26 protein-coding genes and 1 tRNA gene are annotated in these 24,604 nt (G+C 63.7%); 8 read left to right on the plus strand and 19 right to left on the minus strand.

Features of this window, described 5'->3' with window-relative positions; all coding sequences use genetic code 11:
* Positions 1 to 15 precede the first annotated feature (15 nt).
* From C476_RS04445 to C476_RS04460, 4 genes are all read right to left on the minus strand, one after another.
* Positions 16 to 1,932 carry an L-aspartate oxidase gene (locus tag C476_RS04445; RefSeq protein WP_008010275.1) on the minus strand — a complete coding sequence of 639 codons (1,917 nt, stop codon included), beginning with the start codon at positions 1,930 to 1,932 and terminating at the stop codon, positions 16 to 18.
* 178 nt (positions 1,933 to 2,110) lie between these two features.
* A complete protein-coding gene (locus C476_RS04450; RefSeq protein WP_008010276.1) occupies positions 2,111 to 4,669 on the minus strand; it encodes a heavy metal translocating P-type ATPase in 2,559 nt (852 codons plus the stop codon).
* A 71-nt stretch (positions 4,670 to 4,740) separates the two neighbouring features.
* Positions 4,741 to 5,493 (minus strand): helix-turn-helix domain-containing protein, encoded by a 753-nt coding sequence (locus tag C476_RS04455; protein ID WP_008010277.1) that lies wholly within the window; start codon positions 5,491 to 5,493, stop codon positions 4,741 to 4,743.
* Positions 5,494 to 5,586: 93 nt separating this feature from the next.
* A complete protein-coding gene (locus tag C476_RS04460; RefSeq protein WP_008010278.1) occupies positions 5,587 to 6,777 on the minus strand; it encodes an acyl-CoA dehydrogenase family protein in 1,191 nt (396 codons plus the stop codon).
* A 115-nt stretch (positions 6,778 to 6,892) separates the two neighbouring features.
* Here C476_RS04460 and C476_RS04465 point away from each other — a divergent pair, with 115 nt between their 5' ends.
* Together C476_RS04465 and C476_RS04470 are read left to right on the plus strand one after the other, a co-directional pair.
* Positions 6,893 to 8,881 carry a 3-hydroxyacyl-CoA dehydrogenase/enoyl-CoA hydratase family protein gene (locus C476_RS04465; protein ID WP_008010279.1) on the plus strand — a complete coding sequence of 663 codons (1,989 nt, stop codon included), beginning with the start codon at positions 6,893 to 6,895 and terminating at the stop codon, positions 8,879 to 8,881.
* A 182-nt stretch (positions 8,882 to 9,063) separates the two neighbouring features.
* Complete coding sequence (locus tag C476_RS04470; RefSeq protein ID WP_008010280.1) at positions 9,064 to 9,636, plus strand: HalX domain-containing protein; 573 nt, start codon at positions 9,064 to 9,066, stop codon at positions 9,634 to 9,636.
* 139 nt (positions 9,637 to 9,775) lie between these two features.
* Here the strand turns inward: C476_RS04470 and C476_RS04475 are convergent, their stop codons facing one another.
* The 4 genes from C476_RS04475 to C476_RS04490 form a co-directional block, all read right to left on the minus strand.
* The gene (locus C476_RS04475; protein ID WP_008010282.1) at positions 9,776 to 10,927 is read right to left on the minus strand and encodes an acyl-CoA dehydrogenase family protein; all 1,152 of its coding nucleotides are present in this window, start codon (positions 10,925 to 10,927) and stop codon (positions 9,776 to 9,778) included.
* Positions 10,928 to 11,002: 75 nt separating this feature from the next.
* Positions 11,003 to 11,380, minus strand: a complete 378-nt coding sequence (locus tag C476_RS04480) for a cupin domain-containing protein (RefSeq protein ID WP_008010284.1) — start codon at positions 11,378 to 11,380, stop codon at positions 11,003 to 11,005.
* A 129-nt stretch (positions 11,381 to 11,509) separates the two neighbouring features.
* Positions 11,510 to 11,935 carry a nickel-responsive transcriptional regulator NikR gene (gene nikR, locus C476_RS04485; protein WP_008010286.1) on the minus strand — a complete coding sequence of 142 codons (426 nt, stop codon included), beginning with the start codon at positions 11,933 to 11,935 and terminating at the stop codon, positions 11,510 to 11,512.
* Positions 11,936 to 11,997: 62 nt separating this feature from the next.
* Positions 11,998 to 12,768 carry a creatininase family protein gene (locus C476_RS04490; protein WP_008010288.1) on the minus strand — a complete coding sequence of 257 codons (771 nt, stop codon included), beginning with the start codon at positions 12,766 to 12,768 and terminating at the stop codon, positions 11,998 to 12,000.
* Positions 12,769 to 13,058: 290 nt separating this feature from the next.
* Between C476_RS04490 and C476_RS04495 the strand changes: the two genes are divergently transcribed.
* Entirely contained in the window at positions 13,059 to 13,508 is a 450-nt protein-coding gene (locus C476_RS04495) for a hypothetical protein (RefSeq protein WP_008010290.1), read from the plus strand.
* Here the strand turns inward: C476_RS04495 and C476_RS04500 are convergent.
* The gene (locus tag C476_RS04500) at positions 13,493 to 14,161 is read right to left on the minus strand and encodes an O-methyltransferase (RefSeq protein WP_008010292.1); all 669 of its coding nucleotides are present in this window, start codon (positions 14,159 to 14,161) and stop codon (positions 13,493 to 13,495) included. The two genes, C476_RS04495 and C476_RS04500, sit on opposite strands and share 16 nt — an antisense overlap.
* A 164-nt stretch (positions 14,162 to 14,325) precedes the next feature.
* On the opposite strand from C476_RS04500, the gene C476_RS04505 reads away from it, so the two are divergent.
* The gene (locus tag C476_RS04505; RefSeq protein WP_008010293.1) at positions 14,326 to 14,766 is read left to right on the plus strand and encodes a dCTP deaminase/dUTPase family protein; all 441 of its coding nucleotides are present in this window, start codon (positions 14,326 to 14,328) and stop codon (positions 14,764 to 14,766) included.
* Between the two features lie 61 nt (positions 14,767 to 14,827).
* A complete protein-coding gene (locus tag C476_RS04510; RefSeq protein WP_008010295.1) occupies positions 14,828 to 15,445 on the plus strand; it encodes a universal stress protein in 618 nt (205 codons plus the stop codon).
* Positions 15,446 to 15,688: 243 nt separating this feature from the next.
* Here C476_RS04510 and C476_RS04515 read toward each other — a convergent pair.
* From C476_RS04515 to C476_RS18665, 8 genes are all read right to left on the minus strand, one after another.
* Positions 15,689 to 15,762, minus strand: a tRNA-Thr gene (locus C476_RS04515).
* Positions 15,763 to 15,774: 12 nt separating this feature from the next.
* The gene (locus C476_RS04520; RefSeq protein ID WP_008010297.1) at positions 15,775 to 16,290 is read right to left on the minus strand and encodes a GNAT family N-acetyltransferase; all 516 of its coding nucleotides are present in this window, start codon (positions 16,288 to 16,290) and stop codon (positions 15,775 to 15,777) included.
* Complete coding sequence (locus C476_RS04525; RefSeq protein WP_008010299.1) at positions 16,259 to 17,482, minus strand: phosphoglycerate kinase; 1,224 nt, start codon at positions 17,480 to 17,482, stop codon at positions 16,259 to 16,261. Before C476_RS04525 ends, C476_RS04520 begins: the two co-directional genes overlap by 32 nt.
* Before the next feature lie 101 nt (positions 17,483 to 17,583).
* Positions 17,584 to 18,189 (minus strand): CBS domain-containing protein, encoded by a 606-nt coding sequence (locus tag C476_RS04530; RefSeq protein WP_008010301.1) that lies wholly within the window; start codon positions 18,187 to 18,189, stop codon positions 17,584 to 17,586.
* An 84-nt stretch (positions 18,190 to 18,273) separates the two neighbouring features.
* Positions 18,274 to 19,044 (minus strand): GTP cyclohydrolase III, encoded by a 771-nt coding sequence (locus tag C476_RS04535; protein ID WP_008010303.1) that lies wholly within the window; start codon positions 19,042 to 19,044, stop codon positions 18,274 to 18,276.
* Between the two features lie 75 nt (positions 19,045 to 19,119).
* Complete coding sequence (locus C476_RS04540) at positions 19,120 to 19,452, minus strand: DUF5785 family protein (protein WP_008010305.1); 333 nt, start codon at positions 19,450 to 19,452, stop codon at positions 19,120 to 19,122.
* A gap of 32 nt (positions 19,453 to 19,484) precedes the next feature.
* Positions 19,485 to 19,634 (minus strand): hypothetical protein, encoded by a 150-nt coding sequence (locus C476_RS18660; protein WP_160162888.1) that lies wholly within the window; start codon positions 19,632 to 19,634, stop codon positions 19,485 to 19,487.
* 174 nt (positions 19,635 to 19,808) lie between these two features.
* Positions 19,809 to 19,970: a hypothetical protein gene (locus C476_RS18665; protein WP_160162889.1), complete on the minus strand. Its 162-nt coding sequence runs from the start codon at positions 19,968 to 19,970 to the stop codon at positions 19,809 to 19,811.
* A 272-nt stretch (positions 19,971 to 20,242) separates the two neighbouring features.
* Between C476_RS18665 and C476_RS18875 the strand changes: the two genes are divergently transcribed.
* Complete coding sequence (locus C476_RS18875; RefSeq protein WP_169319054.1) at positions 20,243 to 20,407, plus strand: hypothetical protein; 165 nt, start codon at positions 20,243 to 20,245, stop codon at positions 20,405 to 20,407.
* A gap of 223 nt (positions 20,408 to 20,630) precedes the next feature.
* Here C476_RS18875 and C476_RS04545 read toward each other — a convergent pair whose 3' ends face one another.
* Together C476_RS04545 and mct are read right to left on the minus strand one after the other, a co-directional pair.
* Positions 20,631 to 21,041 carry a DUF7475 family protein gene (locus tag C476_RS04545; RefSeq protein WP_049911589.1) on the minus strand — a complete coding sequence of 137 codons (411 nt, stop codon included), beginning with the start codon at positions 21,039 to 21,041 and terminating at the stop codon, positions 20,631 to 20,633.
* A 326-nt stretch (positions 21,042 to 21,367) separates the two neighbouring features.
* Complete coding sequence (gene mct / locus C476_RS04550) at positions 21,368 to 22,543, minus strand: succinyl-CoA:mesaconate CoA-transferase (protein WP_049911590.1); 1,176 nt, start codon at positions 22,541 to 22,543, stop codon at positions 21,368 to 21,370.
* Positions 22,544 to 22,705: 162 nt separating this feature from the next.
* Here mct and glmS point away from each other — a divergent pair, with 162 nt between their 5' ends.
* Positions 22,706 to 23,161 (plus strand): methylaspartate mutase subunit S, encoded by a 456-nt coding sequence (glmS, locus tag C476_RS04555; protein WP_008010310.1) that lies wholly within the window; start codon positions 22,706 to 22,708, stop codon positions 23,159 to 23,161.
* Positions 23,162 to 23,169: 8 nt separating this feature from the next.
* Positions 23,170 to 24,603 (plus strand): methylaspartate mutase subunit E, encoded by a 1,434-nt coding sequence (locus C476_RS04560; protein ID WP_008010312.1) that lies wholly within the window; start codon positions 23,170 to 23,172, stop codon positions 24,601 to 24,603.
* Position 24,604: the final 1 nt, after the last annotated feature.

The raw sequence follows: 24,604 nt of genomic DNA on the forward strand, positions 1-24,604 counted from the left end.
TTCGTCTCGAGTCAGTCACTCGAGGTGGTGATAGTCGAGTTCGTACCCTTCCGCGAGGGCCTCACGGACTGGCTCGCTTGGTCCGGCGACGCCCCGGCGTTGAAGCGAGAGTCCGCTCTCGTCGGCAGTGACGATGAGGTTCTGTCGCCAGGCCGGATCCGTCTCCGGGTAATCCGTCCGGTAATGTGCGCCGCGGGACTCGGTTCGCTCGAGCGCCGTGCGGAGCACCACCTCGGCGACGACGAGACTCATCGAGAGATCGACGGCGTACTCGAACGACCGAGAGGTGCGGTCGCCGTCGACTCGGAGGTCAGCCGTTCGCGCGCGGAGTTCCGCGAGTCGATCTAGCCCGTCGCGCAGTCCCGTTCCGTCACGGAGAATGCCGGCGTGCGTCCACAGCACCTCGCCGAGATCCTCGAGGAGCGTCCTGGGAGCGACGTCACCATCCGAAGCGGCCAGGTCCGCGAGCGCACGGAACTCGCGTTCGGCCAGGGCTCGCTGGCTGTCGGTGACCGTCGGCGCGTCGTCGCCCGCAGTGACCTGCTCGCTGACGTGGTCGCCGACGAGTTTGCCGATCGCGACGGTTTCGGCCAGCGAGTTGCCGCCGAGGCGGTTTGCCCCGTGGACGCCCGCGACAGCCTCGCCGACGGCGTACAGTCCGTCGACGCCGGTCTCACCCGTTTGGAAGTCGATGTCGACGCCACCCATCGTGTAGTGGGCCGTCGGCCCGACTTCCATTGGCTCTTCCGTAATATCGACGCCGAGGCCCTCGAATCGCTCAACCATCGTCGGCAGTCGCTCGCGGATGTACTCGGGGTCGCGATGGGAGATGTCGAGATAGACGCCGCCGTGTTCGGTCCCCCGCCCCTCGCGGACCTCCTGGGCGATCGCTCGTGCGACCACGTCTCTGGCGTCGAGTTCCATCTGGTCCGGCGAGTAGCGTTCCATGAAGCGCTCGCCACCGGAAGCGCTGAGCGCTTCCGAGCCTCCGCTCGCGTCACTCGCGGAGACCTCCGAATTGTAGAGTCGGCCACCCTCCCCGCGGACGGCCTCCGTCACGAGTCGACCGTCCCACTCGTCGCCGTAGCGTTCCCCGACCATTCCGGTGGGGTGGAACTGGACGAACTCGGTGTCGAGGAGTCGCGCGCCCGCCTCGAGCGCTAGCGCTTGCGCGTCGCCGTTGTTCTCGTCGTCTCTCGAGGAGTGGCGTCGATAGGCCGCCGAGAAGCCACCCGCCGCCAGCACGACGTGATTCGTCCGAAACAGCAACCCGTCGCCGGTCTCCATATCGAACCCGACCGCGCCGTCGACACGGGTGCCATCCGAGAGCAGTCGCGTGATCATCACGTTCTCGCGGTAGGGGATCTCGAGGGCCTGTGCTCGGTCGATCAGCGTCTCGAGCATGACCTCGCCCGTGCGGTCGCCGACGAAACAGGTCCGGCGGTACGACTGCGCGCCGAAGTAGCGCTGGTTGATCTTTCCGTCGTCGGTTCGGGCGAACGACATCCCCCACTCGTCGAGTTCTCGAATCCGGTCGGGCATGTGTTTGGCCGTCAACTCGACGGCCTCCGGGTCGTTCAGGTGGTGCCCTTCGTTCAACGTGTCCGCTGCGTGGATCGGCCAGTCGTCCTCGGGATCGAGCGAGCCGAGCGCGGCGTTGATCCCGCCGGCCGCCCATGTCGTGTGAGCGTCGCCGTAGTCGCGCTTGCCGACCACGAGCGGCTCGAGTCCCGATTCGGCCAGTTCGATGGCGACTCGAGCCCCGGCAGCACCCGCCCCGATGACGAGCACCGGCGTCGTGACGACGTCGTATGCGACCTCGTGGTCACGAGCGTCGGCTTCGTCTCCGCCCTGCGTCGGCAGCCGTCCGTCGACGCCACCGACATCGCCGGCCGTCGATACACTGTGGTCCGCAGGAGGTGTTTCTGTCATCAAGATTATGTAAGGGCTGGCCGAACATAGCTCGCTCACCAAACTATGCAAACGGCCGAAAACGAAGGAATCAGGCCCCTAATCCCGCGTTTGGGTTTTTGTCCGGGTCAAGACGCTCCGGGCGAGCGCGGCCAGTCAGGGGGTGCCATGGGTCGACGAATCACCGGGCGGTAACGGCTCACTCCTCGAGCTGGGGCCGGTCGATGTCTTCCGGCAGGTCCGGCTCGACGTGTGCGAGGCGCATCGCGTTCCCGGTCACGCCGAGGCTCATCCCCATGTCACCGATGACGACCGCGTGGATCACCGTCACGAGGCCGATGGGTGCGCCGGCTGCCAGCACCGCCTTCACGGCCAGACTCGCCCAGATGTTCTGGCGGATGACGCCGTTTGCCGTCCGTGAGAGCCGGTAGAGATACGGTAGTCGCGTCAGATCGTCGCCCATCAGTGCCACGTCGGCCGTCTCGAGGGCCGTATCCGTCCCCGCCGCGCCCATCGCGATGCCGACGCCAGCGGTCGCAAGCGCGGGTGCGTCGTTGATCCCATCACCGATCATGGCGACGTTGCTGCTCGTGTCGTCGTCGTTTCCTTCTCCCTCGAGCCGGCGGATCCACGCGAGTTTCTCGTCGGGGAGCAACTCAGCGTGGTACTCGTCGATGCCGACCTGTTCGGCGATCGCGCGGGCAGTTCCCTCGTTGTCGCCGGTAAGCATCACGACGCGGACACCCTGGTCTTGGAGCTGTGAGACGGCCCACGCGGCTTCGGGCCGGACTCGGTCCGCGACGGCGACGACACCTATCGGGCCGTCCTCGGTGCCGACGACCATGACGGTCTTGCCCTCGGCCTCGAGTTCGGGAACGACCTCGCGCAACACGTCGAGACAACCCTCGCGGTCGCAGTCGGGCCGCGAGTCGGCCGCGAGCGCCGTCCCGCCGTCGGTCGTGACGTGGGCGTGCTCCAGATCAGCCAGCCCCTCGAACAGATCGGGTTTGCCGACGTAGTGCGTTTCCCCGTCGATATCGGCGCGGATTCCCTTCCCGGTCAGGGCTTCGAATCCCGAGACGTCCGGTTCGTCGGGGTCGATCCCTTGCTCCTTTGCGTAGCCGACGATCGCCCGCGCGAGTGGGTGTTCGCTGCGGCGTTCGGCCGCGCTCGCCCGCCGGAGCACGTCTTCCTCGTCGGCCCCCTCGAGCGGGATCACGTCGGTCACCGACAGGTCGCCAGTGGTGAGCGTCCCCGTTTTGTCGACCGCTAAAACCTCGCTCTCGGCGACCGACTCGAGGTACCGTCCGCCCTTGATCAGGACGCCGTTGCGCGCGGCGCTGGTGATCCCCGAGACGACGCTGACCGGCGTCGAGATGACGAACGCACAGGGGCAGGCGATGACAAGCAGCGTCAGCCCACGCAGGAACCAGGTGTTCCACGACGCGCCGACGATCAGGGGCGGGCCAACGGCGACCGCGATCGCGAGCGCGACGACGATTGGCGTATAGACGCTCGCGAAACGGTCGACGAACTGCTCGCGTTTGGTCTGTTCGCGTTCGGCATCCTCGACGAGTCGGACGATTCGGGCGATCGTCGAGTCCTCGGCTGGCTGCTCGACATCGACCTCGAGGTAGCCCGACTCCGCAATGGTGCCGGCGAAGACCTCGTCGCCTGCCGTCTTGTCTGCAGGGACGCTCTCGCCTGTGATCGGGGATTCGTCGATGGCGCTCTCGCCCTCGAGCACGGTGCCGTCGGCGGGGATCTTCTCGCCCGGCCGTACGACGACGCGGTCGCCGACCGAGAGGTCGTCGGCTGGGATCGTCTCCTCGGAGCCGTCCTCGCGTTTGACGGTCGCAGTATCGGGCGAGAGATCCATTAGCTCCCGCAGGGAGTCCCGTGCGCGATCCATCGAGTACGTCTCGAGTAACTCGGCGATATTGAACAAGACGGCGAGCATGGCCCCCTCGAACGGGTGATGGGCTGCGACGGCAGCGATGATGCCGACGGTCATCAGGAAGTCGATGTCGAGGCTTCGATTGCGCGCAGAGTAGTAGCCGTTCCGGAAGATCGGCATACCAGCGACGGCCGCGGTCGCAATAAAGAGCAGCGTCGAGAGGGCGTAGCTCCGCCCGGCGACCGCAAAGAGCGTCGGGTTGAGACCGGTGACGACGAACTCGAGGGCCATCCCGACGGCCACGACGACGGCACCGATGCCCGTGATGGCGGCCCGCCGGCTCTTCCAGACCGGCTCGGCGTCTGCCATCGGCTCGCCGTCGCTGTCGAGTGGCGTCGCATCGTAGCCGGCGGACTCGATCGCGTCGACGATCGACTCGGGAGCGGTCCCTTCGTCGACCCCGACGGTCACGCGGCCCGACGTGGGCCGGGTCTCGATCTCGTCGACGCCGTCGGCTCCCTCGAGGGCGGTCTCGACTTTGCTCGCACACGAGGCACAGTCCATATCGGGAACCGACACGGTCAGTTCGCCGGCTTCACGACCGTCGTCGCCCACGATCTCGTAGCCGGCCGCCCGGACCCGCTCGCGGATCTCGCTATCGCTCGTCTCTGCCGGATCGTATTCGACGACGAGCCGGCCGCTGGTCACGCGTGCGTCCAGCTCGCCGATCCCCTCGAGTCGGTCGACGCTGTTGGTCACCTTCCCAGCACATGACGAACAGTCCATCTCCGGGACGCGAAGCTCGAGGGTACGACTCGCGTCCGGCCCCTCGCCTGCGTCCGGCGGCGAAGCGTCACTCATCACTCGATCGTACTCACTCGGACCCTATACGGGTTATTCGGCGTGCGCCAAACGGTGTCCGAAGTCGCCTCTCAGCGACCGGCCGCGATCGTCTCGTCCCACTCGAGTGAGTCGTCGGCGACGAACGCGGTCGCGAGGGTCGCTTCAGCCCGCCGGAGCCGGTAAGAGAGCGTCGAGCGTGGTACGTCCAGTTTCTCGGCGAGTTCGGAGAGGTCGGTCCGCCGTGGAGTCTCGTAGTAGCCGTATTCGACGGCGGCTTGCAGCGCTGCCCGCTGTTCGGCCGGCAGCGATTTGTCCGCGTCGTCTTCTTCGCGATCCGGGTCGAGATCGGTCAGCCGGAGTATCTCCATGCCGGCACACTCCCCAACTTCGTCGCCGAGCGCGTCGAAGAAGTCTCCGACCGGCGCGTCGCGCCCGAGAACGATCCGCCAGCGGTAGCGCCGTCCTTCCCGGTAGGTCTCGAAGAGCAGCCCCTCGCCGAGATACTCGAGTGCGAGGTGGGGAACCGACGTGCAGACATCCGTCCGATCCCAGTAGGTGTAGACGACGAGTTCGTCGCTCGAGCGATCGAGGGGTTGCGTCTCACAGTCGGCCCCGCAATCGTCCCTGACCAGACAGTCCGCACAGTAGGTCGGCTCGCGGTAGGCCGACTCGAGTGCCTCGATCCCCGCCTGCGAGCCGGTCGCGTGATCGACCCGCCAGAGGCTCTCCGATGTGACGTGACAGGCAAGCGACCGCACCGTCGTCTCCGGGTTGGCCTCGAGGACGTCTGCCACCGGGTTCGTGCCTGGATCGTACTCGAGGGCGAAGACGAACTCTCTCATTACGCGACGATAGGAGTCGACGCGACAAAGGGCTGCTGGCGAGGGATGGCAGTGGCCGAGAGCGGGGCTCGATCGACGTGGGCTGGTCCGATTTTAGTCGAGTAGCTCCCGCGCGATGATGTTCTTCTGGATCTCGGTGGTGCCCTCGTAGATCTGGGTGATCTTCGAGTCGCGGTAGAACCGTTCGACGGGGAAGTCGTTGACGTAGCCGGCCCCGCCATGGATCTGGACGGCCTCGTCGGCGACGTCGACGGCGACGCGGGAGGCGTACTCCTTGGCCATCGAGGCAAGTTTGGTGATGTCGTTGCCCTGGTCGACGTTCCAGGCAGCCTTGTAGGTCAGGTTACGTGCAGCCTCGGTCTTCGTGGCCATGTCGGCGAGCTTGTGCTGGATGGCCTGGAACTCCGAAATCGACTTGCCGAACTGCTCGCGCTCCTGGGCATACTCGAGGGCGGCCTCGAGCGCGCCCTTTGCGATGCCAAGTCCCTGTGCGGCGACGCCGGTTCGGGTCTCGTCGAAGAAGTACATCTGTTGCATGAACGCGGCGTCGCGGGTGCCGATGAGGTTCTCTTCGGGGACGCGGACATCGTCGAGGACGAGTTCGGCGGTATCGGAGGCGCGGATACCCATCTTGCCGGTGATCTTGTCGGCAGAAAAGCCGTCACGGTCAGCCTCGACGACGAGCTGGCTGAAACCGTTATAGCGTCCCTCGGCGTCGGGATCGGTCTCACAAAGGACGACGAAGAAGTCACCGACCGAACCGTTCGTGATCCACATCTTGGTGCCGTTGATCACCCATTCGTCGCCGTCTTTCTCCGCGGCTGTGCCGCTCCGTTCCGAGGCGTCTTGCGCCTCGCGCTTCTCAGCGCGGGTCGACACCGAGGAGACGTCCGAGCCGGTGTCGGGTTCGGAAATCGCCGCGCCGGAGATCTTCTCGCCGGCCGCGACCGGCTCCAAGAAGCGTTCCTTCTGATCTTCGGTCCCGAACTCGCGGATGGCCTCGGTCCCGAACGAACAGGCCATGATCGAGAGCGCGATGCCCGGATCGTGCGAGAACAGTTCCTCGGCGATGATGACCGACTCGAGCGTTGAGTAGCCGGCCCCCCCGTATTCGATGGGAATCGAGGCACCCACCAGTCCCATCTCGGCGGCCTCGTCGACGATGTCGTGTGGAAACGTCTCCGCAGTGTCGTACTTCTCGGCGTTAGGCACGATCTCGTTTTCGGCGAACCGGCGGACTTCGTCGCGGATCTGCTGGTGTTCCTCAGTGAGCCCGAATTCCATGGGATACTGTTACATGCCACCCGATAAAGGGTTTTGTAACCTGAAGTAAACTAAACAAGAGTTTCTAATTCTGACGGGGGAAACGTTGAAACGACTTCACATAGGACTACTGGTCATGGAGCTCGAGGATATCAACACCATCGCAGTTCTGGGAGCAGGCAACATGGGTCATGGAATCGCGGAAGTCGCCGCCATCGCGGGCTACGACGTACGGATGCGCGACATCAAAGACGAGTTCGTCCAGAACGGTTACGAGCAGCTCGAGTGGTCGCTGGGCAAGCTCGCCGAAAACGACCAGCTCACCGAAGAAGCGGCCGACGCAGCCTTAGAGCGCGTCACGCCGCTGGTCGACATGGAGGAAGCTGTCGCCGATGCCGATGTCGTCATCGAGGCCGTCCCCGAACAGATGGAGATCAAAACGGACGTCTACACTGATCTCGAGGGGGTTGCTCCCGACCGGGCGATCTTCGCGACGAACACCTCGAGTCTCTCGATTACGGACCTCTCGGAAGTCACCGAACGGCCCGAACGGTTCTGTGGGATGCACTTTTTCAATCCGCCGATCCGGATGGATCTCGTCGAGGTCATCTCCGGGGCACACACCGCAGACGAGACGCTCGACGTCGTCGAGGATCTCGCCGAAGACCTCGGGAAGACCCCCGTGCGTGTCCGCAAGGACGTGCCTGGGTTCATCGTCAACCGCATCCTCGTGCCGCTGATGAACGAGGCCGCGTGGCTCGTCGAGGACGACGTCGCCACGATCGAAGAAGTCGACGCGACGACGAAGTTCGACATCGGGCTGCCGATGGGGAGTTTCGAACTCGCAGACTACGTCGGCATCGACGTCGGCTACCACGTCCTCGAGTACATGCACGAGGTTGCGGGCGAGCGCTACGAGCCGTGCCCGCTGCTTGAATCCAAGGTCGAAAGCGAGGCGTTCGGCCAGAAGTCCGGGAAAGGCTTCTACGACTACGAGGACGGCGACGGTGCGGACATCTCGATGGACGAGGAGCTGTTCAGCGAGACCGTCAAGGAGCGCCTGCTCGCCGTCGTCGCGAACGAAGTTGCCTATCTCGTCGGTGCGGACGTCGCGTCGCCCGACGAGATCGACACCGCAGTCAAACTCGGCGGGCGCTGGCCGAACGGGCCCGCGAAATTCGCCGACGAATACGGCGTCGAAACGCTCGCCGACGCGCTCGAGGATGCCTACGAGGAAACGGACCATCCCCGATACGAGCCGTTCGACTATCTCGCCACCGTCGCCGAAGAAGGTGGCTTCTACGACGATGTGAGCGCGGGCGAAACGGACGGAACGCCGGACTTCGAGGCGATCGAGCTGACCTATCCCAGAGACGGGGTTGCACAGATCGAACTCGACCGGCCCCAGCAGATGAACTCCATCAGCATCGCGCTCGTCGAGGAACTCGACACCGCACTCGACCTCGTCGATGACGACGACAGCGTTCGCGCACTCCTGCTGACAGGGGCCGGCTCGAAGGCGTTCTCGGCGGGCGCAGACTTCATGAGTATCGCCGGCAGCGGTACCGACCCCTACGAGGCGATCGAACTCTCGAAGGACGGCCAGGAGACGTTTGGCCGCCTCGAGGAACTCGAGTTGCCGGTCGTCGCCGCCATCGACGGCTACTGTCTCGGCGGCGGAATGGAGCTTGCGACGTGTGCCGACATCCGGATCGCGACCTCGCGCTCGGAGTTCGGCCAACCCGAATTCAACCTCGGCTTGCTCCCGGGCTGGGGTGGCACCCAGCGTCTGCAGCGTATCGTCGGTATGGGCCGTGCAAAGGAAATCATCTTCACCGCAGAGCGGTTCCCTGCCGAGACAATGGCGGAGTTCGGGTTCGTCAACGAGGTCGTCGAACCCACCGAGTTCGAGACGGCCGCACACGACTACGCCGAGAAGCTCGCCGGTGGCCCGCCGCTTGCGATGCGCTATACGAAACGGGCGATGCACAAAGGCTGGGACAACCACGAGGCCGGACTCGAGATCGAATCGCTGGGCTTTGGCCACGTCGTCAACTCCGAGGACGTTCACGAGGGCATCAACGCCTTCTTCGGTGACGACGAACCCGAGTTCGAAGGACGATAATTTCGGCCTCGCTGCCGGCTGCGAGTCGACCTACCGGTGGTATCCGGTCGTGGATCAGCCTGACTGTCGAGGAAGCGGTCGGACCATCCGCTCGGCAGTGAAATGGTCGCGAGATTTATCACCCAGAGGTACCATTGGTGATGCGTGGCTGTAACCGATGATGAGAACGGAGGGGTTACTTAATGACTGACGGGATCGAGGTGCTCGTCGTCGACGATGAGGCCCGACTCGCCGACCTGTTTGCTGCATGGCTCCAGAGCGACTGGACGGTCGAGACGGCCTACGATGGCGAGGAAGCGCTCGCAGCGATGGCCGACTCCGTCGAGGTCGTCCTGCTCGACCGGCGGATGCCCGGACTCTCCGGCGACGCCGTCCTCGAGCGAATCCGCGAGCAGGGATACGATTCGCGGGTCGTCATGGTAACGGCGGTCGACCCGGACTTCGATATCATCGAGTTGGGCTTTGACGACTACCTCGTCAAGCCGGTCTCGAAGGACGACCTCCTCGAGATGGTCGACGACGTCGTCGCCCGCTCGGAGTACGAGGCGGATATTCAGGAGTACTACGCACTCGTGTCGAAGAAGGCGCTGCTGGAGTCGGAGAAGACCGACCGCGAACTCGCGACCAACGAGGAGTACCAGGACCTCTGTGACCGCGTCGACGAACTCGAGGCGCGCGTCGACGAGAGGGTCGCCGAGATGACCACGCACGACGAGTTCGTCGGCGCGTTTCAGGACTTGCAGTCCGGCGAGTAGCCGTCAATTTCGAACTCGAATCGGGCCCGCCCCCTCCATCCTCGCGTTCGGCTGCGGTGGCTGCTGCTCTCTTTCCGGTAGCGACGTCGTTGATAGGAGCGGACGAAGACGGCCTCGCTATGACCGCGGACGGACGACATCAAGGTGCCTGCCGATAGATCAGATTGCGCTGGATTTCGTTTGCGCCCTCGTAGATGACCGGGACCCGCGCGTCGCGGTAGACGCGGGCGATCCGGCGCTCGTCCAGGATGGATCGGCCGCCGTGGAACTGCATGGCCTGCTCGGCGATGTCGACAGCTGTTTCGGTCGCTTTCGTCTTCGCCATTGCTGCCCAGTAGCCCGCGCGGTCCCTGTTTGCGACGTGCTCGCAGGCACGCCATGTGAGCGTCCGGGCGCTCTCGAACTCGAGGAGCATCTCCGCGAGACCGTGCTGGACCGACTGGAAGTCGCTGATCGTCCGGCCGAACTCCTCGCGGTCGTGAGTAAACTCCCAGGCTTCCTCGATGGCGGCCGCAGCGAGACCGAGACCGTGGCCGGCGACGGCGATGCGGCCGTGATTGAAAAAGTCCGCGAGCAGCATGAAGCCGGCCCCCTCCGCGCCGATCAGGTTCGCTGCGGGAATCCGGCAGTCGTCGAACTCGATGTGGGCCTGCTTGGAGGCACGCATCGCCATCTTTTCGGGAATGTGCTCGGCGTCGTAGCCATCCGTGTCGGTCGGGACGATGAACAGCGAGTGGTTCCCGTAGGGATTGTCCTCATCATCGCCGGTACGGGCATAGACGGTAATCCAGTCTGCTTCGACGCCGTTGCCGACCCAGTACTTCTCGCCGTTGATGACGTACTCGTCGCCGTCCCGTTCAGCCCGGGTCTGCATCCCTGCGAGATCACTCCCGGTGTCAGGCTCCGAGACTGCCAGTCCAGAGCGCTGCTTGCCTTCCGCGACCGGTCGAATGTACTCCTCGCACTGCTCGTCGGTGCCGTGCTCGGCGGTGATCTCACAGCCGAAACTCGCCAACTGTAGCGTCAGGGCGATTCCCGCGTCGGCTCGGTAGAACTCCTCCGTGAGCGCGAGCAACTGCGCCAGATCGAATCCGCGTCCGCCCCACTCCTCGGGAATGTCCTGTGCCACGAGACCGGCATCCCGACCCGCCTCGAGGATTTCCTCGGGATACTCGCCGGCCTGAAAGTACTCCTGGGCGTTCGGTTCGATGTGGTCGCGTGCGAACGTGCGGGCCTCGGCTTTGATCTCGCGTGCGTGGTCCGGAACGAGCTGCTCGTCGAGTAGGTCCATACCATGTTGAACGCCCCCATGGTGAAAATAACCACGGGCGAACAGTGCAATCCGTGCTGGGGACCGTCGGGAGCGCTAGCCGGCGAATCCCGACAGCAGCCACTCGTTGTCGTCACCCTCCTCGTCCACGATACTCGGGGCGCTGACGAGCACGAACGCGCTCTCGTCGTCACCGTTGCGGATCTGGCGCGTCGATTCAGGCGGGATCCAGAGTGCGTCGCCGGCCTCCATGTCGACCGGCTCGTCGTCGACGACGACCGTCGCCTCACCCTCGATAAGCACGTAGACTTCTTCGTGGCCGTTGGCCGTGTGATCGTGGGGTTTGCTCTTCCAGTCCGGATCACAGCGAGCGATCGTTACCCCGACCTGCTCGGTCTCGAGCGGATCGCTGAGAAAATGCATCGCACTCGAGACCTGCTCGACGTCCTCGTAGTTGACCTTCCGGTATGTCATATTTCCTCATTCGCGGGGGCGACAGTAAAACTATACTGTTGGCCACCACGGCTCACACAGACCGCACTCGAGTCGGGATCAGGTGTTCACGGGCTGGTGGCCAATAGGATACGCGTTCATTGCGCGGCGCTAGTCCTGTGCGATCGGATCGAAGCTGTCGACCGGGATGACCGAGTAGTCGACGGTCAGCGCGTCTTTGGTCGCCCGGATCTTCCCGACGAACGTCGAAATGTCCTCGAGTTCGCCCTCGAGGACGAACAGTTCCATGCAGTAGTGATCGCCGACGTGGCTGTGGAAATTCGACGCGACGAGGTCCTCGTGTTCGTGACGCAGGTGCATCATCCGTTCTTCGACCTTCGTCGTTTCGTAATCGAACAAGACCGTAACGATGCCCATCAGATCGCGGTCCTCGAGTCGGGTGTCCTCGAACTCGCCCAGCAGGTTCCGCGAAGCTTCCCTGACGACTTCGCTCCGGCCGGTGTAGCCGTGCTCGTCGGCGAACTGATCGAGTCGCTCTAAGAGTTCGTCCGGCATCGAGACGCTGACGACTGCCATATAATAAACTAACCGCCATGAACTATTAAGGATTATCATCACAGCTCGAGCCGACGATCGGCCTACACGTGGTCTGCAGGGAGCAGATCATCGAACGCCTGTTCTGCGAGCCACTCACAGAGCTGTACGAGCTGGTCGCTGGCTGCCTCGAACAGCTGAGCGCCTTTTTCGGCCGTCGCGTCCGTCTGGTCGCCGAACACGCCGTTGTCGCTGTTGTCGATCGCGTCGTAGAACGTTCGCGAGCCGTGTTTGACCGTTCCGGCCGCCTCGACGCTTGGCACACCGGTGTCCCGGGCTTCCTCGAGACGCTCGTCGTGGACCAGCTCCGGCTCGAGGTACTTGATCATCGCCGTCTCTTTCGGCCCGCCGTGCGGACCGTTTTGGGCGAAGAGATCGTCGACCAGTTCCGGAATCGACTCGTCCCACATCCATTCGATCGCGTAGGCGACTTCCGCTTGCCGAAGACGGGCACCGACCTCTCGCAGATGCTGGACGTTGCCGCCGTGGGCGTTGACGTAGATCACGCGGTCGATCCCGTGGGCGGTGAGATTCCGCGTCAGCGACTCCATGTACTGGCGAAACGCCGACGGCTCGACCCACATCGTTCCGTGGAACTGTCGATGATGGCCGCTGACGCCGACGTTGATCGTCGGCGTACAGAGATAGCCGGTCCGGTCGGCGGCTTCCCGAGCCAACGCCTCCGCGATCAGGTGGTCTGTTGCCTCCGGCAAGTGCGGGCCGTGCTGTTCCGTCGAGCCGAGTGGCACGAGCGCGAGCGATTCCGAGTCAAAGTAGGTCTCGAGGTCCGGCCATGCTTCGTCGGCGAGGTACATACGTACTCTCTCGTGTGGATCATCAATAGCGTAGTGGCAAACCCCAGCACACGAATGCACACCGTCCGGAGACGAGAACGCATGCCAAAGCGACATCGAGACGATCGCTGGTCGGTCTGGTCGGCTACGAAGAGGTCACGCGTGAACAGTGCCGCTGACGGCTGCCGTCGGAAGACACAACAGCGACCCGACGCTGTCCGCTGCCAGTTCGAGCTCTCGGCGATCGGCTCCGTGTGACTGCAGTCAGCCAACAGCTATATATCCCGGCACCGACTCAACCCGGCAAAGCGGTGCACGACGTGATTCCGACACTACCCGATTCGGATCGAACCCTGCTCGCCGCCTCGCTCACCTGTTTCGCCATCGCCGGCGTCGCGAACGCCGCCGTCGACGGGGTCGAATTAACGCTCGGAGCGACCGCGCTCGCCATCGTCGGCGTCTACGGCGTCGCTCGCTATGCCCAGTCCGTTACACGGCGTACGCTCGCGCAGACGGCGCTTGGCCTGTGGCTTTCGTTTCTTGGGATCGCCGGCACGCACGCCGTCGGCCTCGAGACGGTCGGTGCCGCCGTGCCGGGACCCGCTGCGGTGACGGTCGTCGCACTCACTGCGATCACGTGGGCAACGCTGCTTGCAGCCGCCGGCACGACGCTCTTTCTCGGCTTCCGCGAGTACGGCTCGCCGGCCCCGGCCGACGAACAGGTTATCGACGGCGAGACCTCCGATTACTCGACGCGGTAACTCACCGCGATTCCTTCGCCAAGCGGGAGCACTCCCGTCTCGAAGGCCGGGTCAGCACGGACCGTCTCGAGGTAGTCGATAATTCCTTGCGTGTGGTCGTTCGTCTCGTCCAACGGGCTGTCCTCGGCCCACGCAAGTAGGTCGTCGAAGTCGATGATGCCGGCCGTGATCGCGTTGTCAGCGATGACGACGCCGCCGACAGGAATCTTCGAGCGGACGGCCTCGAACGCGTCCGCGTACCGATCCTTTTCGTGATCGATCAGGACGACGTCGAACGGTCCATCGTAGCGGTCGATCGTCGCCATCGCGTCGCCGTGTTCGTATCGTGCGATCCCGTCGTAGCCACCCGCAGCCATGTACTCGCGGGCAAGCTCGAGTTCATCCGCGTCGACTTCGGTGAGGACGATCTCGCCGTCGTCTGGGAGCGCTGCGGCGAACCAGTAGGCGGAGTAGCCATACCCCGAGCCGAACTCGAAGATCCGTTCAGCGCCGTTCAATCGGGCGACGAACCGGAGAAACGCGCCGACCTCGGGGCCAACGTGGGGAAAGCCCTCCGCGGTGGCATACTCGTCCATCTCGAGCAGCGTCTCGTCGGGGTCCGGCCCGACCGCACGCACGAAGCGGGCGATGTCGTCGGTGAGAACGTCGGTCATACGAGGGCATACGGCCGCGAACACAAATACTGTCGGCCATCGCTGAGCGGCTCCGGCACGGTCTATCCGGCGGGCCACCACACTGTTTGCCAGCCTGTCCGGCGCTCACATTCACGCGAGCGACAGTATCCTTTTTGCCACTCGGAACCATCCGTTCGACCGACATGTCTGCTGATCACGCCCTCGCTGAGTACGTCGATAATCTGGTGTACGAACCCGTACAGGTCCACGAGCACGGCATCGACCTGACGGTCGCCGCTGTCTACGAGGTCGCCGCTCCCGGTAGCATCGACTTCGGCGGTGACGAACTCGCAGACGCCGACCTCGAGCCGGTGCCGACCGAACTCGAAGCTCCCGACGACGAGTACGGCTGGTGGCACCTCGAGGGCGGCCAGTACGTGATCCAGCACAACGAATTCCTGACCGGCCTCGAGAGTGCAGCACAGCTCCAGCCGCGCAACGAACTGCTGGCCCGTGGCGGCTCGCATCCCTCGATGCTGGTGCGCGATCATCTGCCGTTGATGCCGCTTTCCGTCGCCGACGGCGGCCTCCGGCTCAAGGAAAACGCGCGGGTATCGACGATCACAGCGTTCGGTGACAGTTAACCGCCGAATATCGCCGTCCAACAGCGTATTTACCGTCTGGCTCCCTAGCCCCGCGGTAGTGATGTATCAGCACATCCTCGTTCCGACGGACGGGAGTGACGGGACCCGTCAGTCGCTCACGCACGGACTCACACTCGCGGAGCGATTCGACGCGACGATCCACGCGCTGTCGGTTGTCCCCGAGGGGCCACTTGGCACGCTCCAATCCGACGAGGGACACTCCGCTGCGGAGCGAGCAGTCGAACGCGTCGAGGTCGAAGCGACGCGTGAAGGCGTCGACGTCGTGACGGCGGTCGAACAGGGCGTCCCACACGAGGAAATCATCGCGTACGCTGACGACCACGATATCGACATGATCGTCATGGGAACACAGGGTCGAACCGGCCTCGACCGAGTGCTCGTCGGTAGCGTCACCGAACGGATCGTCCGGATGGCCGACATTCCAGTCGTCACCGTCCGCCTGAGCGACGAGATTCGGATCGAAGATGCCGACGAGGCCGCCCGAATCGCGCGTAAAGCCGCCGGCGCGGAGGGATACGACGACATCACTGTCAGCGACGATCCACACCGAACCAGCGCTTCCTGGATCGTCCCCCTCGAGACAGGGTCAGGGCCGCTCCACGTCCACGTTGACGCCGTGACGAGCGAAGCTCGAGTCGCGAAAGGATCGAAGCAGTAGCGTCTGTAGCAGACTGCAGCGAACGCTTCGAGCGGGCTCAGTCCTGGATGAACTCGCCGTCGCAGCGGTACTCCTGTAGCTCGCCACCGGTCGCTATCGGTGATTCGGGCACAAGACCCGTGTCTGATGTCAACTGGTGACGTTCGACCCCGGTTTCTCGAGTAAGTCTGCACCGATTTCTCCGTTCCGACAGTGGTGTTCCGACGGTCTCGAGGTTCGGTACCAACCGTTCGCGCGAAGAAAAGCCAGGGCGGGGATTTGAACCCCGGAAGTCTCGATTACAAGTCGAGTGCATGAACCGCCCATGCTCCCCTGGCGCTGGCTGTTGATTAGCCGTCCTCCTTTGAATGTGTATCGTTTTCGTCCCGGTTTTCGAGCGACCGTGACATCGTCACCCGGAACTCGTCGTACCCCTCGCGCTGATAAAAGCGACGGGCAGCCTCGTTGTCGGCCATCACCTCGAGCAACACCTCGTCGGCACCGCGCTCGGCGGCCGCTGCCTCGGCAGCGTCGAGCAACGCAGCCCCGATCCCGCGGTCGCGGAAGGCTGGTTCGACGTAGATATTCGAGAGCAAGCCGCGGGTGCTGTCGAGTTCGAGGGAGCCGCGTTCGATCGTGACCGAGGCGAAGCCGACGATCTCACCCGCGAGCCGGGCGACGAGGAGGCCGTCGGCGACCTGATAGGCCGCGAGCGTCTCGCGCATTGTCTCGCGGTTCGGGTCGGCACGGACAGCAGAGTCGTGCTGGCGCTGATCGTGCGCGAGGCGCACCCACAGGTCGGTGACTGCCTCGAGGTCGTCCCGCGTGGCGGGCTCAATCGTCGGCTGCGGGTTGTTCGGGGGCATTCTCGAGTGCGGTCACGGCGGGCAGCGGTTCGGCGGTGAGCATCCGCAGGGCAGCGCCGCCGCCGGTGCTGACGTGGGAAAAGCCCTCGACACCGAGTTGCCGCAGTGCGGAGGCGGTGTCGCCGCCGCCGACGATACTCATCGGCCGTTCCGTGGCGGCACCGAACAGCTGTCTGGTCCCTGTCTGGAAACATTCGTCCTCGAAGACGCCGGCGGGGCCGTTGAGGATGACCGTCTCCGCGTCCGTGAGGATGCGCTGGTAGTACTCGAGCGTCGACGAGCCGATGTCCATGGCGGCCTCGCCGTCGCCCGGCGGTAAGGCGTTAATGCCGAGTTCGTGGCGCTCGCCGTCGCGGGCGACCGCGACGTCTCGCGGAAGGGCGATTCGATCGCCATAAGCATCGAGTAGATCGGCGGCGCGGTCGATCTCGTCCCAGTAGCCCTGGTCGTAGATGAAATCCGAACTGGCGTCACCCAGGTCGACGCCGTCGGCGATGAGGAAGACGTTGCCGACGACGCCCGCAGTGAGAACGTGATCGGCCAGTCCCTTCTCGAGGACGGACCAGGCGACGTCGATCGAGTCAGGAACCTTTGCCCCACCGAGGACGTAGACGCGGGGTTCGGGGGTCTCCTCGATCGAGCCGAGCACGTCGAGTTCGGACTCCATAACACGGCCGGCATAGCCCGGGAGAACGGTCGGGAGGCCGACCAGCGAGGGTTGTGAGCGGTGGGCCGCAGCGAACGCGTCGTTGACGTAAGCGTCGAGGACTGGCTCGAGACCCTGCACGAGGTGTGTCTGGGCGGCCCGCTCGGGCTCGAATTCCATATACTCCTCGCTGTAGAAACGGGTGTTCTCGAGGACGACACAGTCGCCATCGTCGAGGTTCCTGACAGCCTCGCGAGCGGCGTCGGTAAACGTTGCATCCACGTAGTCGACGGGCTGACCGAGCAGTTCCGAGAGGCGATCGGCGTGGGGCTCGAGCGTGACGAACTCGTCGCCGCCGGGTCGACCCTGATGGGCGAGAACGGCGACCCGACCGCCACGTGCGACGAGTTCCGAGAGCGTATCGACGTGAGCGCGCAGTCGAGCGTCGTCTGCGAGCGTGCCATCGTCGTCGATCGGACTATTGACGTCGACGCGAACACCGACGGTAGTCCCTTCGACGTCCAGGTCGTCGAGGGTCGCGATCATTATCGACCCCTCCACCGCGGCCCCCGAAAGGTCTTTCTATCGGAGAGATCGGGGCGGTGTATGCTGGCACGACACACGACACTATCGGAGCGCCGCCAGCCTCACACCGATCGACAGTCCGCACAGACCAGCTGACCGTTGGCGTCCCACAGCGACTCCGCGAGCGAGCCACAGACCTCGCAGACACCCTGGGTGGTGTACTCGTCGCCACCGTTGGGGAGCAACTGGGTTTCACCCTCCGCGGTCGAAGTCGTGGCAGGTGCAGTCGACTGCCGGTTGCGGTCGATCGGCGGCTCGCTCGAGCGCGGGGGCGTCATCGTCGCCTGGAACGAACTCGCGGCGGCGATGACGTCGCGCTGGGTGACGACCCCGGCGATCCCGTCGTCGCCCTCGACGACGACGTTGCGGATGTTCTGGCGAGCCATCGTCGTCGCAACGTCGGTGAGCGATCGGTCGAGTCCCACCGTAATGACTGGCGTCGTCATCGCGTCTTCGACGGGTAGTTCGGCTGGATCGTGCTCGTCCGCGACGAACTCGAGGACGTCCCACTCGGTCACGATGCCGACCGGCTCCGGGCCGCGAACGACCAGCACGCAACTCGTCTGCTCGTCGCGCATGAGCCCCACGACATCGAGGACGGTGTCGGACTCACTGACGCCGACGTAGTCGGTCGTCAGCACGTCTCTGACGGACAGTTCCGATTCCATATGCGAATAATTCGCACGAACGGGCTAAAAGCTACCTCCGGCACACTTAAGCAACACGGCACCGAAGTTCGGTAATTCCAGTTCTCAGGCCGTCTTCCACTCGAGTTCGACCCGGGTCCCGTCTGCCCGACACGTCTCGAGGGCGTGTTTCGCGGCGAAGCCAGCCTCGTGGGCACTTTTGCCGCGGCCGACGCCGACCTGCATCTCGACGTCGACGGCCTCCTCAACGTGGGCAAGGGCCTCCTCGTAGTCAGCGGCCTCGAGATCGGGACAGACGACGATGACGTTGTCGCCGCCGACGAAAAACGAGAGACTGTCGTGGGCATACCGCATGTGGCGCATGAGTTCGGCATACCCCTGCTCGATTTCGATGAAGGTATCGAAGGCGTTGAGCTCGTCCGTGTAGTTGCCGGTGGCGTTGATCACGTCGAAGTGAGCGATCTGGATGTCGTCGTCGGCCCGGTATGGCTCGTCGATGACCCGCCCCTCGAGACACTCGCGGCGGTGTTTGTCCTGTGCGCTGCCGGCCTCTTGGAGGCGTGCAGTCGCGTCGGCCAGCGCTTGGACGGGGTTCGTGCCGGTCGCGATGCCGAGACTGAGTGTCACGGGATAGCGATTGCCGACCGACTCCTGTAAGAGCGCGTGGTCCTCGCGATCGAGGCCGTTCGTGACGGCGATCATGTTGTCGAAGCGAGTGAAGAAGGTGTAGCCGCCGCGGTTGCCGACGAACTGGGAGATGTCCGCGTACAGCCGGGATTGCATGGTCTGGAGGTCGGCCTCCCGGCGCGGTTCAGGGGTCACCGTCCACGGCCCGTAGTTGTCGATCTGGACGAGCGTTACCTGCGTGTTAGTCACTGTAGGCGATTCTTTCGAACGGCGTCGTATAAGTGATACGCAATCCAGTTCCGTGATGCGATGCGAGAAACGGCGTTACGCGGGGACCTTTTCGGGGTCTTTGCCCTGCGGGTGGTACTTCCAGAAGTTCCCGGCGCGCATCGCGTCCCCGACGGCCTTGTGCATGTCGAGGATCGTCTCGAACTCGTCGATGTCCTCGTCGACGTAGTCGAAGATGTCGCTCATGGCGACGATCGTCTCGTGGTTGACCCGGATCGGGTAGTCGCCGTACTCGTCGACGAACTCGTTGCGATCGAGCGGGAAGTCCTCCTCCTCGTCGACTTTGTCCGCGATGACCCGCATGTCGAACTTGCGCATCCCCTCGCTGCCTTCCTCTCCGTCGGGATCGACTGGCCAATCGTTGCTCATACCCCGACGTGTGCAGGGGACCCGCAAAAGGATTACTCCTTGGCGCTGTCATCTCGTCGGTAGTGGACACGCTCGAGTGCGGCCCGTTCGAACCGGATGCCGCCATCGACGCCGTCACCGATCGCGACGGCCCAGCCGGGGCCCGCAACGAGTTGGTCGCCGATCGTGAGACGACCGGACAACAGTCAGTGACTACTCGATGGCGTCTCGCCGTCTGTCGCCGTCGGCGACAGCGTCGTGGGTGCAATCAAGGGATGAACCGTTTTGGCCGGCAGTATGAGCCGACCCCTGTGAGACGGACTCCTGTCAGTCAGTGCCGACACACTCGCGACCCGTCATGCGGGCCCGCCGGGACATCAGGGCAGCAGCCCGTCTGAGTCGGTTTCGGTGTCCCCGCGACCGCCATATGGGGCCACCGGCAACTCGTGACAGCAGTCCGGATGCGTCCGCGACCGCTGCCAGTCGCGGCGCTCGAGTCGCCATCCCCGACGCCGTTTCCCGTCGGTGTCGGCTGGCATCGCCTGGGCTCGAGTGGGGTCACTTTCACGTCGATAACCGTAGATATAAGTCACAATAGGTCAACAGTTAGAACGGAAGTCGAACTCGAAACTTAGGGGCGCATCGAACTGTCCCAGGTGCTGGACCCACCCGAGAGGTGGCTTCCAAATCCCAAGCCGAGATTCAGTTGCCATGATTGCGTTGCTTCTACCGGGATATAAACAGCCCACACGACGGCAGAATCGCAGGATGGAAGCAGGATCGACCCAGTCACGACAGACCGGAGGGCGCGATGGATAGCGAGCAGACCGCAAGCGGCGACAGCTCGCCGCTGCCTGACTGTCCCCGTTGTGGCAAGCCGGTCGCGTTCTCGGCGGCCACCGGTCCCTACACCGGGTCGGTCAGTCCCTGTGGCTGCTCGGTCCCGCCGGATCTGCTTGCAGACCTCTGGGACTGATCGGCTCGAGGGTTCGGGCGCTGTCGATCAGCCGGCCGATCGGAGATGGCAGTCGAACCAATCACTTTGGCACATCACCATCTCGTCGGCAGCCGACTCCAGTCGGTTGGCTCGGAATCAGGGTCCGAATGGCCACTCTGCTCACTCCTCCTGGCCACAATGTGGGTGGTCTACCAGAAACGGGGACAACAAATATCAGCCAGCCCAGTGTGTCAGTCTCGTCTTATGACTCGGTCGAGTACAGATACACCGCACCGATGGCGACGATTGCTTCGGTAACTTTCGTGATGACGGCCATCGGGTTAAGACTCCCCTGCATGTAGAACGCGTCGATGCTGAACCCTTGGAAGACGAACAGGGCGACGATCGTGGCGATCGAATAGGCCGCTGCGACGAGATAGAGCGTCTGGTTCCAGTAGGGAGTCAGATAGAGGGCGACGCCACCAAGGAAGCCGAGCCCGTTCAAGATGAACAGGATTCCCATCATCTGATTGAATCCCATGGCCCGGGGGGCGAGTACCAGATGAAGGATTCCCGTCACGACGGCTGCGAGTATGACCAGATACCCGACCGGGTTCGATGGGGGACTTATCAGCGAGTCGGTCCGTCCTGTCGTCGTTGATTGCGCAGACATTGTCCGACTTATGAGGCCAGCACTTGATGGGTCGTACTTCGATTCCAATATTGTGGGAACGATAGCTATCTTCTATACTGATTTCATTCTATCGGAGGTATTGGTGGACAGAACGGATGCTTCCGGATAAATACCGGCAGTATTGTTACAGAGTGTGCGTTGCATAGCTGTGTATTCGACCGGTAAACGCACACTCAGCGAGGTGATTCGACACGAAACAGGAGAAAACGACTGCAAACCGACGAGGGATCGTCCCGTCGGGTATCATCACCGACGACACACCCGCGAGCCTTTGTCGGTGTGGCGAGACCCAGGTCCACCAAGTACTAGTCGTCGGCCGTTTCTGTGTCCGCTTTCTCACCCAGCACTTCCTCGCGGTGTTCGTCGAGCAGCGGCGCGCGACCACGGGGCTTGGGGTTCGTCTCGGTCATCTTGATCGGGTTGCCCGCGATTTCGACGTCCGTGTCGGCACCGGGCTGTTCGACCGGCACGAGCATGTCCCGCGTGTGAACGTGCGGGTCGTCGAAGATTTCCTCGGTGGTCTGGACCGGCGCGGCTGGCACACGCCCCTCGAGTTTGTCGACGAGTTCGTCGTTGGTCTGTGCGCGGGTCCACTCGGCGATCTCCTCGCGCAGTGCGTCGCGGTGCTCGAGGCGCTCAGGCGTCGTGGGATAGTCCTCGGCGAGGTCCTCGCGGTCCATCACGTCGCAGAGTTCCGCCCAGTGGTTGTTGTTGAACGCGGCGATGACGGCGTAGCCGTCGTCAGTCTCGAAGGCGTTGTAGGGGAACAGTGTCGGGTGGGAGTTGCCCCGGCGGGTGGGGGCTTCGCCGGTGTAGGACTGCTGGTAGATGGCGCGCTCGGTGAAGCTGATCATCGAGTCGTACATGCCGGTGTCGACGTACTGGCCCTCGCCGGTCTGTTCGCGGTGGTTAATCGCAGCCAGAATGCCGATACAGTTCAGCGTCGCGGTAAAGAGGTCGCCGACGCCGGGGCCGGTCTTCGTCGGCGGGCCGTCGGGCTGGCCGGTGGTCTCCATGACGCCACCGAGCGCCTGCGCAATAAGATCGAAAGAGGGCTGGCCCTGTCGATCCGTTTCGCCCGTGCGTGGGTCGCCAAAGCCACGAATCGAGGAGTAGATGAGGTCCTCGTTGTACTCTGTGAGCGTCTCGTAGCCCAGTCCGTACTTCTCCATCGTGCCCGAGCGGTAGTTCTCGACGACGATGTCGGCTTCCTCGACGAGCGAGAGGAAATCTTCGCGGTCTTCTTCCTCGCGGAAGTTCAACTCGATGCTCTTCTTGCCGCGGTTGACGCTCTGGAAGTAGCCACCGTAGGCTTCCTCCTCGGGATCGTCGACGAACGGCGGGTTCGACCGGATCATGTCACCGCCCGGACGTTCGATCTTGACGACATCCGCACCGAGGTCCGCGAGTAACATCGTGCAGTACGGCCCAGCCAACACCTGGGTCAGATCTAGCACGCGAAGGTTGGAAAGTGCTCCCATGTCTGTACGCTCTCTTCTGAAACCATCCCCAAAACCCTTACCATCGATCATGAAGTTGGTCTGCTGTACCGCGGTTAGTGGGAACGCTCACCAATTGGATACTCATAGGATCTTTAAGGAATATTATCATGGAAGATCATTAAGTTTATACCCGCGTTCCTCATGGTTCTGCATACGATGTCCCAAACGGTCGTCCTCGGCGTGATTGGCTCCGATGCCCACGTCGTTGGCATCACAATCTTAGAGCAAGCCTTCAGTGCAGCCGGCTTCGATGTCGTGAACCTCGGCGTCCAGACCTCCCAAGAGGAGTTCGCCGAAGCCGCGGTAGCCCACGACGCACAGGCTGTACTGGTCTCCTCGCTCTACGGCCACGCCGAGCAGGACTGTCAGGGATTCCATACCGTCCTCGAAGAGGCGGGTGTCGACGCCGTCAGCTACATCGGCGGCAACCTCGCTGTCGGACAGGACGACTTCGAGCGAACTCGGAAGACGTTCCGGGAGCTCGGCTTCGATCGCGTCTTCGACTCTGAAACCGACCCCGAAGACGCGATCGCTGCGCTGCGCGAAGACCTCGAGATCACTCCGACTGAGTCGGAACGCGCAACTATTAGTTCTTAAATGTCTAGATGATACGAGACGAACGCATACCATCCGACGAGCTACAGCGTATCGACGAAGAGATTCGGTCGAACTGGCCGACGGGGGCAGACGTCGACTTCGAAGAAGCGATCGAGTACCACGAATCGCTGCCCGAACACAAGCGATTCGCCGACGTCCTCGAGTCGGCGGACAAACCGCTGCTCCAGCCGCGAGCCGGTGTGCCCCGGCTCGACGACCAGATCGAACTGCTGGAATACCTCCACCAGGAGGGGCAGGCCGATTTGCTGCCGACCACCATCGACTCGTACACGCGTGACAACGAGTACGAGAAGGCCCAGCAGGGCCTGGAGAAGGCTCGCGAGACGGGCGACGACACCCTGAACGGCTTCCCGGCCGTCAACCACGGCGTCGAGGGCTGCCGGAAACTGATCGACGCGATCGACGCACCGATCGAGGTCCGTCACGGCACGCCGGACGCCCGGCTGCTGGCGGCGATCACCTTCGCTGGCGGCTTCCAGAGCTTCGAGGGTGGCCCGATCTCCTACAACATTCCGTACACGAAACGCCACGGCCTCGAGGAGACGATCAAGCGCTGGCAGTTCGTCGACCGACTGGCCGGTGCCTACACCGAACGCGGCATTCGGATTAACCGCGAGCCGTTCGGCCCACTGACCGGCACGCTGGTGCCGCCATCGATCGCGATTGCGATCATGCTGGTCGAGGGCAAGCTCGCTGCGACCCAGGGCGTGCGCTCGCTGACGCTGGGCTACGGACAGGTCGGCAACGTCGTCCAAGACGTCGCCGCCCTGAACGCGCTCAAGAAGCTCGGTAACGAGTACCTGCCCGACGAGGTCGTCGTCACGACGGTCTTCCACGAGTGGATGGGCGGGTTCCCGCCGGACGAGGCTCGCGCCAACGGCGTCATCAGCCTCGGCGGCATGACTGCTGCCATCGCCCAGCCGGACAAGGTCATCACCAAGTCGCCCCAGGAGTTCCAGGGGGTTCCGACCAAGGAGGCCAACGCCTCGGGCCTGCGCACGACGCGTCAGGTCATCGATATGGCCATCGAGCAGAAGATCGACATCGACGGCATCGCGGAGGAACAGGACTTAATCGAGCGCGAAACGCGCTGTCTGATGGATACGATCTTCGAACACGGCGATGGCGACGTCGTTCAGGGTACGCTCAAGGCTTTCGACTCCGGTGCGCTCGACGTGCCGTTTGCACCCAGTGACAGCGCGAAGGGCGCTGTCCTCCCAGCGCGGGACGACGACGGTCGCGTCCGCATCTTCGAGTGGGCCGACCTCGCGATGGACGACGATATCAAGGAGATTCACAAGGCTCGACTCTCGCAACGCGCCACGACCGAGGGCCGCGACCAGTCGTTCCGGATGGTCGCGGACGACGTCGACGCGATCAGCGACGGAAAGCTCATCGGCCGCCCACAGGGTGACGTCTAAC

The sequence above is a fragment of the Natrinema limicola JCM 13563 genome, assembly GCF_000337475.1.
In the GTDB taxonomy this organism is placed as follows: Archaea; Halobacteriota; Halobacteria; order Halobacteriales; family Natrialbaceae; genus Natrinema; species Natrinema limicola.

Excerpts from the sequence above, each read along its gene's own strand:
- C476_RS04560 (WP_008010312.1), top strand. The coding sequence starts at position 23,170 with ATGATACGAGACGAACGCATACCATCCGACGAGCTACAGCGTATCGAC.
- C476_RS04455 (WP_008010277.1), bottom strand. The coding sequence starts at position 5,493 with ATGAGAGAGTTCGTCTTCGCCCTCGAGTACGATCCAGGCACGAACCCG.
- C476_RS04450 (WP_008010276.1), bottom strand. The coding sequence starts at position 4,669 with ATGAGTGACGCTTCGCCGCCGGACGCAGGCGAGGGGCCGGACGCGAGT.
- C476_RS04460 (WP_008010278.1), bottom strand. The coding sequence starts at position 6,777 with ATGGAATTCGGGCTCACTGAGGAACACCAGCAGATCCGCGACGAAGTC.
- C476_RS04545 (WP_049911589.1), bottom strand. The coding sequence starts at position 21,041 with ATGTCTGCGCAATCAACGACGACAGGACGGACCGACTCGCTGATAAGT.
- C476_RS18665 (WP_160162889.1), bottom strand. The coding sequence starts at position 19,970 with ATGCCAGCCGACACCGACGGGAAACGGCGTCGGGGATGGCGACTCGAG.
- C476_RS04510 (WP_008010295.1), top strand. The coding sequence starts at position 14,828 with ATGTATCAGCACATCCTCGTTCCGACGGACGGGAGTGACGGGACCCGT.
- mct (WP_049911590.1), bottom strand. The coding sequence starts at position 22,543 with ATGGGAGCACTTTCCAACCTTCGCGTGCTAGATCTGACCCAGGTGTTG.
- C476_RS04475 (WP_008010282.1), bottom strand. The coding sequence starts at position 10,927 with ATGGACCTACTCGACGAGCAGCTCGTTCCGGACCACGCACGCGAGATC.
- C476_RS04470 (WP_008010280.1), top strand. The coding sequence starts at position 9,064 with ATGACTGACGGGATCGAGGTGCTCGTCGTCGACGATGAGGCCCGACTC.
- C476_RS18875 (WP_169319054.1), top strand. The coding sequence starts at position 20,243 with ATGGATAGCGAGCAGACCGCAAGCGGCGACAGCTCGCCGCTGCCTGAC.
- C476_RS04445 (WP_008010275.1), bottom strand. The coding sequence starts at position 1,932 with ATGACAGAAACACCTCCTGCGGACCACAGTGTATCGACGGCCGGCGAT.
- C476_RS04525 (WP_008010299.1), bottom strand. The coding sequence starts at position 17,482 with ATGATCGCGACCCTCGACGACCTGGACGTCGAAGGGACTACCGTCGGT.
- C476_RS04490 (WP_008010288.1), bottom strand. The coding sequence starts at position 12,768 with ATGTACCTCGCCGACGAAGCATGGCCGGACCTCGAGACCTACTTTGAC.
- C476_RS04540 (WP_008010305.1), bottom strand. The coding sequence starts at position 19,452 with ATGAGCAACGATTGGCCAGTCGATCCCGACGGAGAGGAAGGCAGCGAG.
- glmS (WP_008010310.1), top strand. The coding sequence starts at position 22,706 with ATGGTTCTGCATACGATGTCCCAAACGGTCGTCCTCGGCGTGATTGGC.
- C476_RS04505 (WP_008010293.1), top strand. The coding sequence starts at position 14,326 with ATGTCTGCTGATCACGCCCTCGCTGAGTACGTCGATAATCTGGTGTAC.
- C476_RS04465 (WP_008010279.1), top strand. The coding sequence starts at position 6,893 with ATGGAGCTCGAGGATATCAACACCATCGCAGTTCTGGGAGCAGGCAAC.
- C476_RS04530 (WP_008010301.1), bottom strand. The coding sequence starts at position 18,189 with ATGGAATCGGAACTGTCCGTCAGAGACGTGCTGACGACCGACTACGTC.
- nikR (WP_008010286.1), bottom strand. The coding sequence starts at position 11,935 with ATGGCAGTCGTCAGCGTCTCGATGCCGGACGAACTCTTAGAGCGACTC.
- C476_RS04500 (WP_008010292.1), bottom strand. The coding sequence starts at position 14,161 with ATGACCGACGTTCTCACCGACGACATCGCCCGCTTCGTGCGTGCGGTC.
- C476_RS04480 (WP_008010284.1), bottom strand. The coding sequence starts at position 11,380 with ATGACATACCGGAAGGTCAACTACGAGGACGTCGAGCAGGTCTCGAGT.
- C476_RS04520 (WP_008010297.1), bottom strand. The coding sequence starts at position 16,290 with ATGCCCCCGAACAACCCGCAGCCGACGATTGAGCCCGCCACGCGGGAC.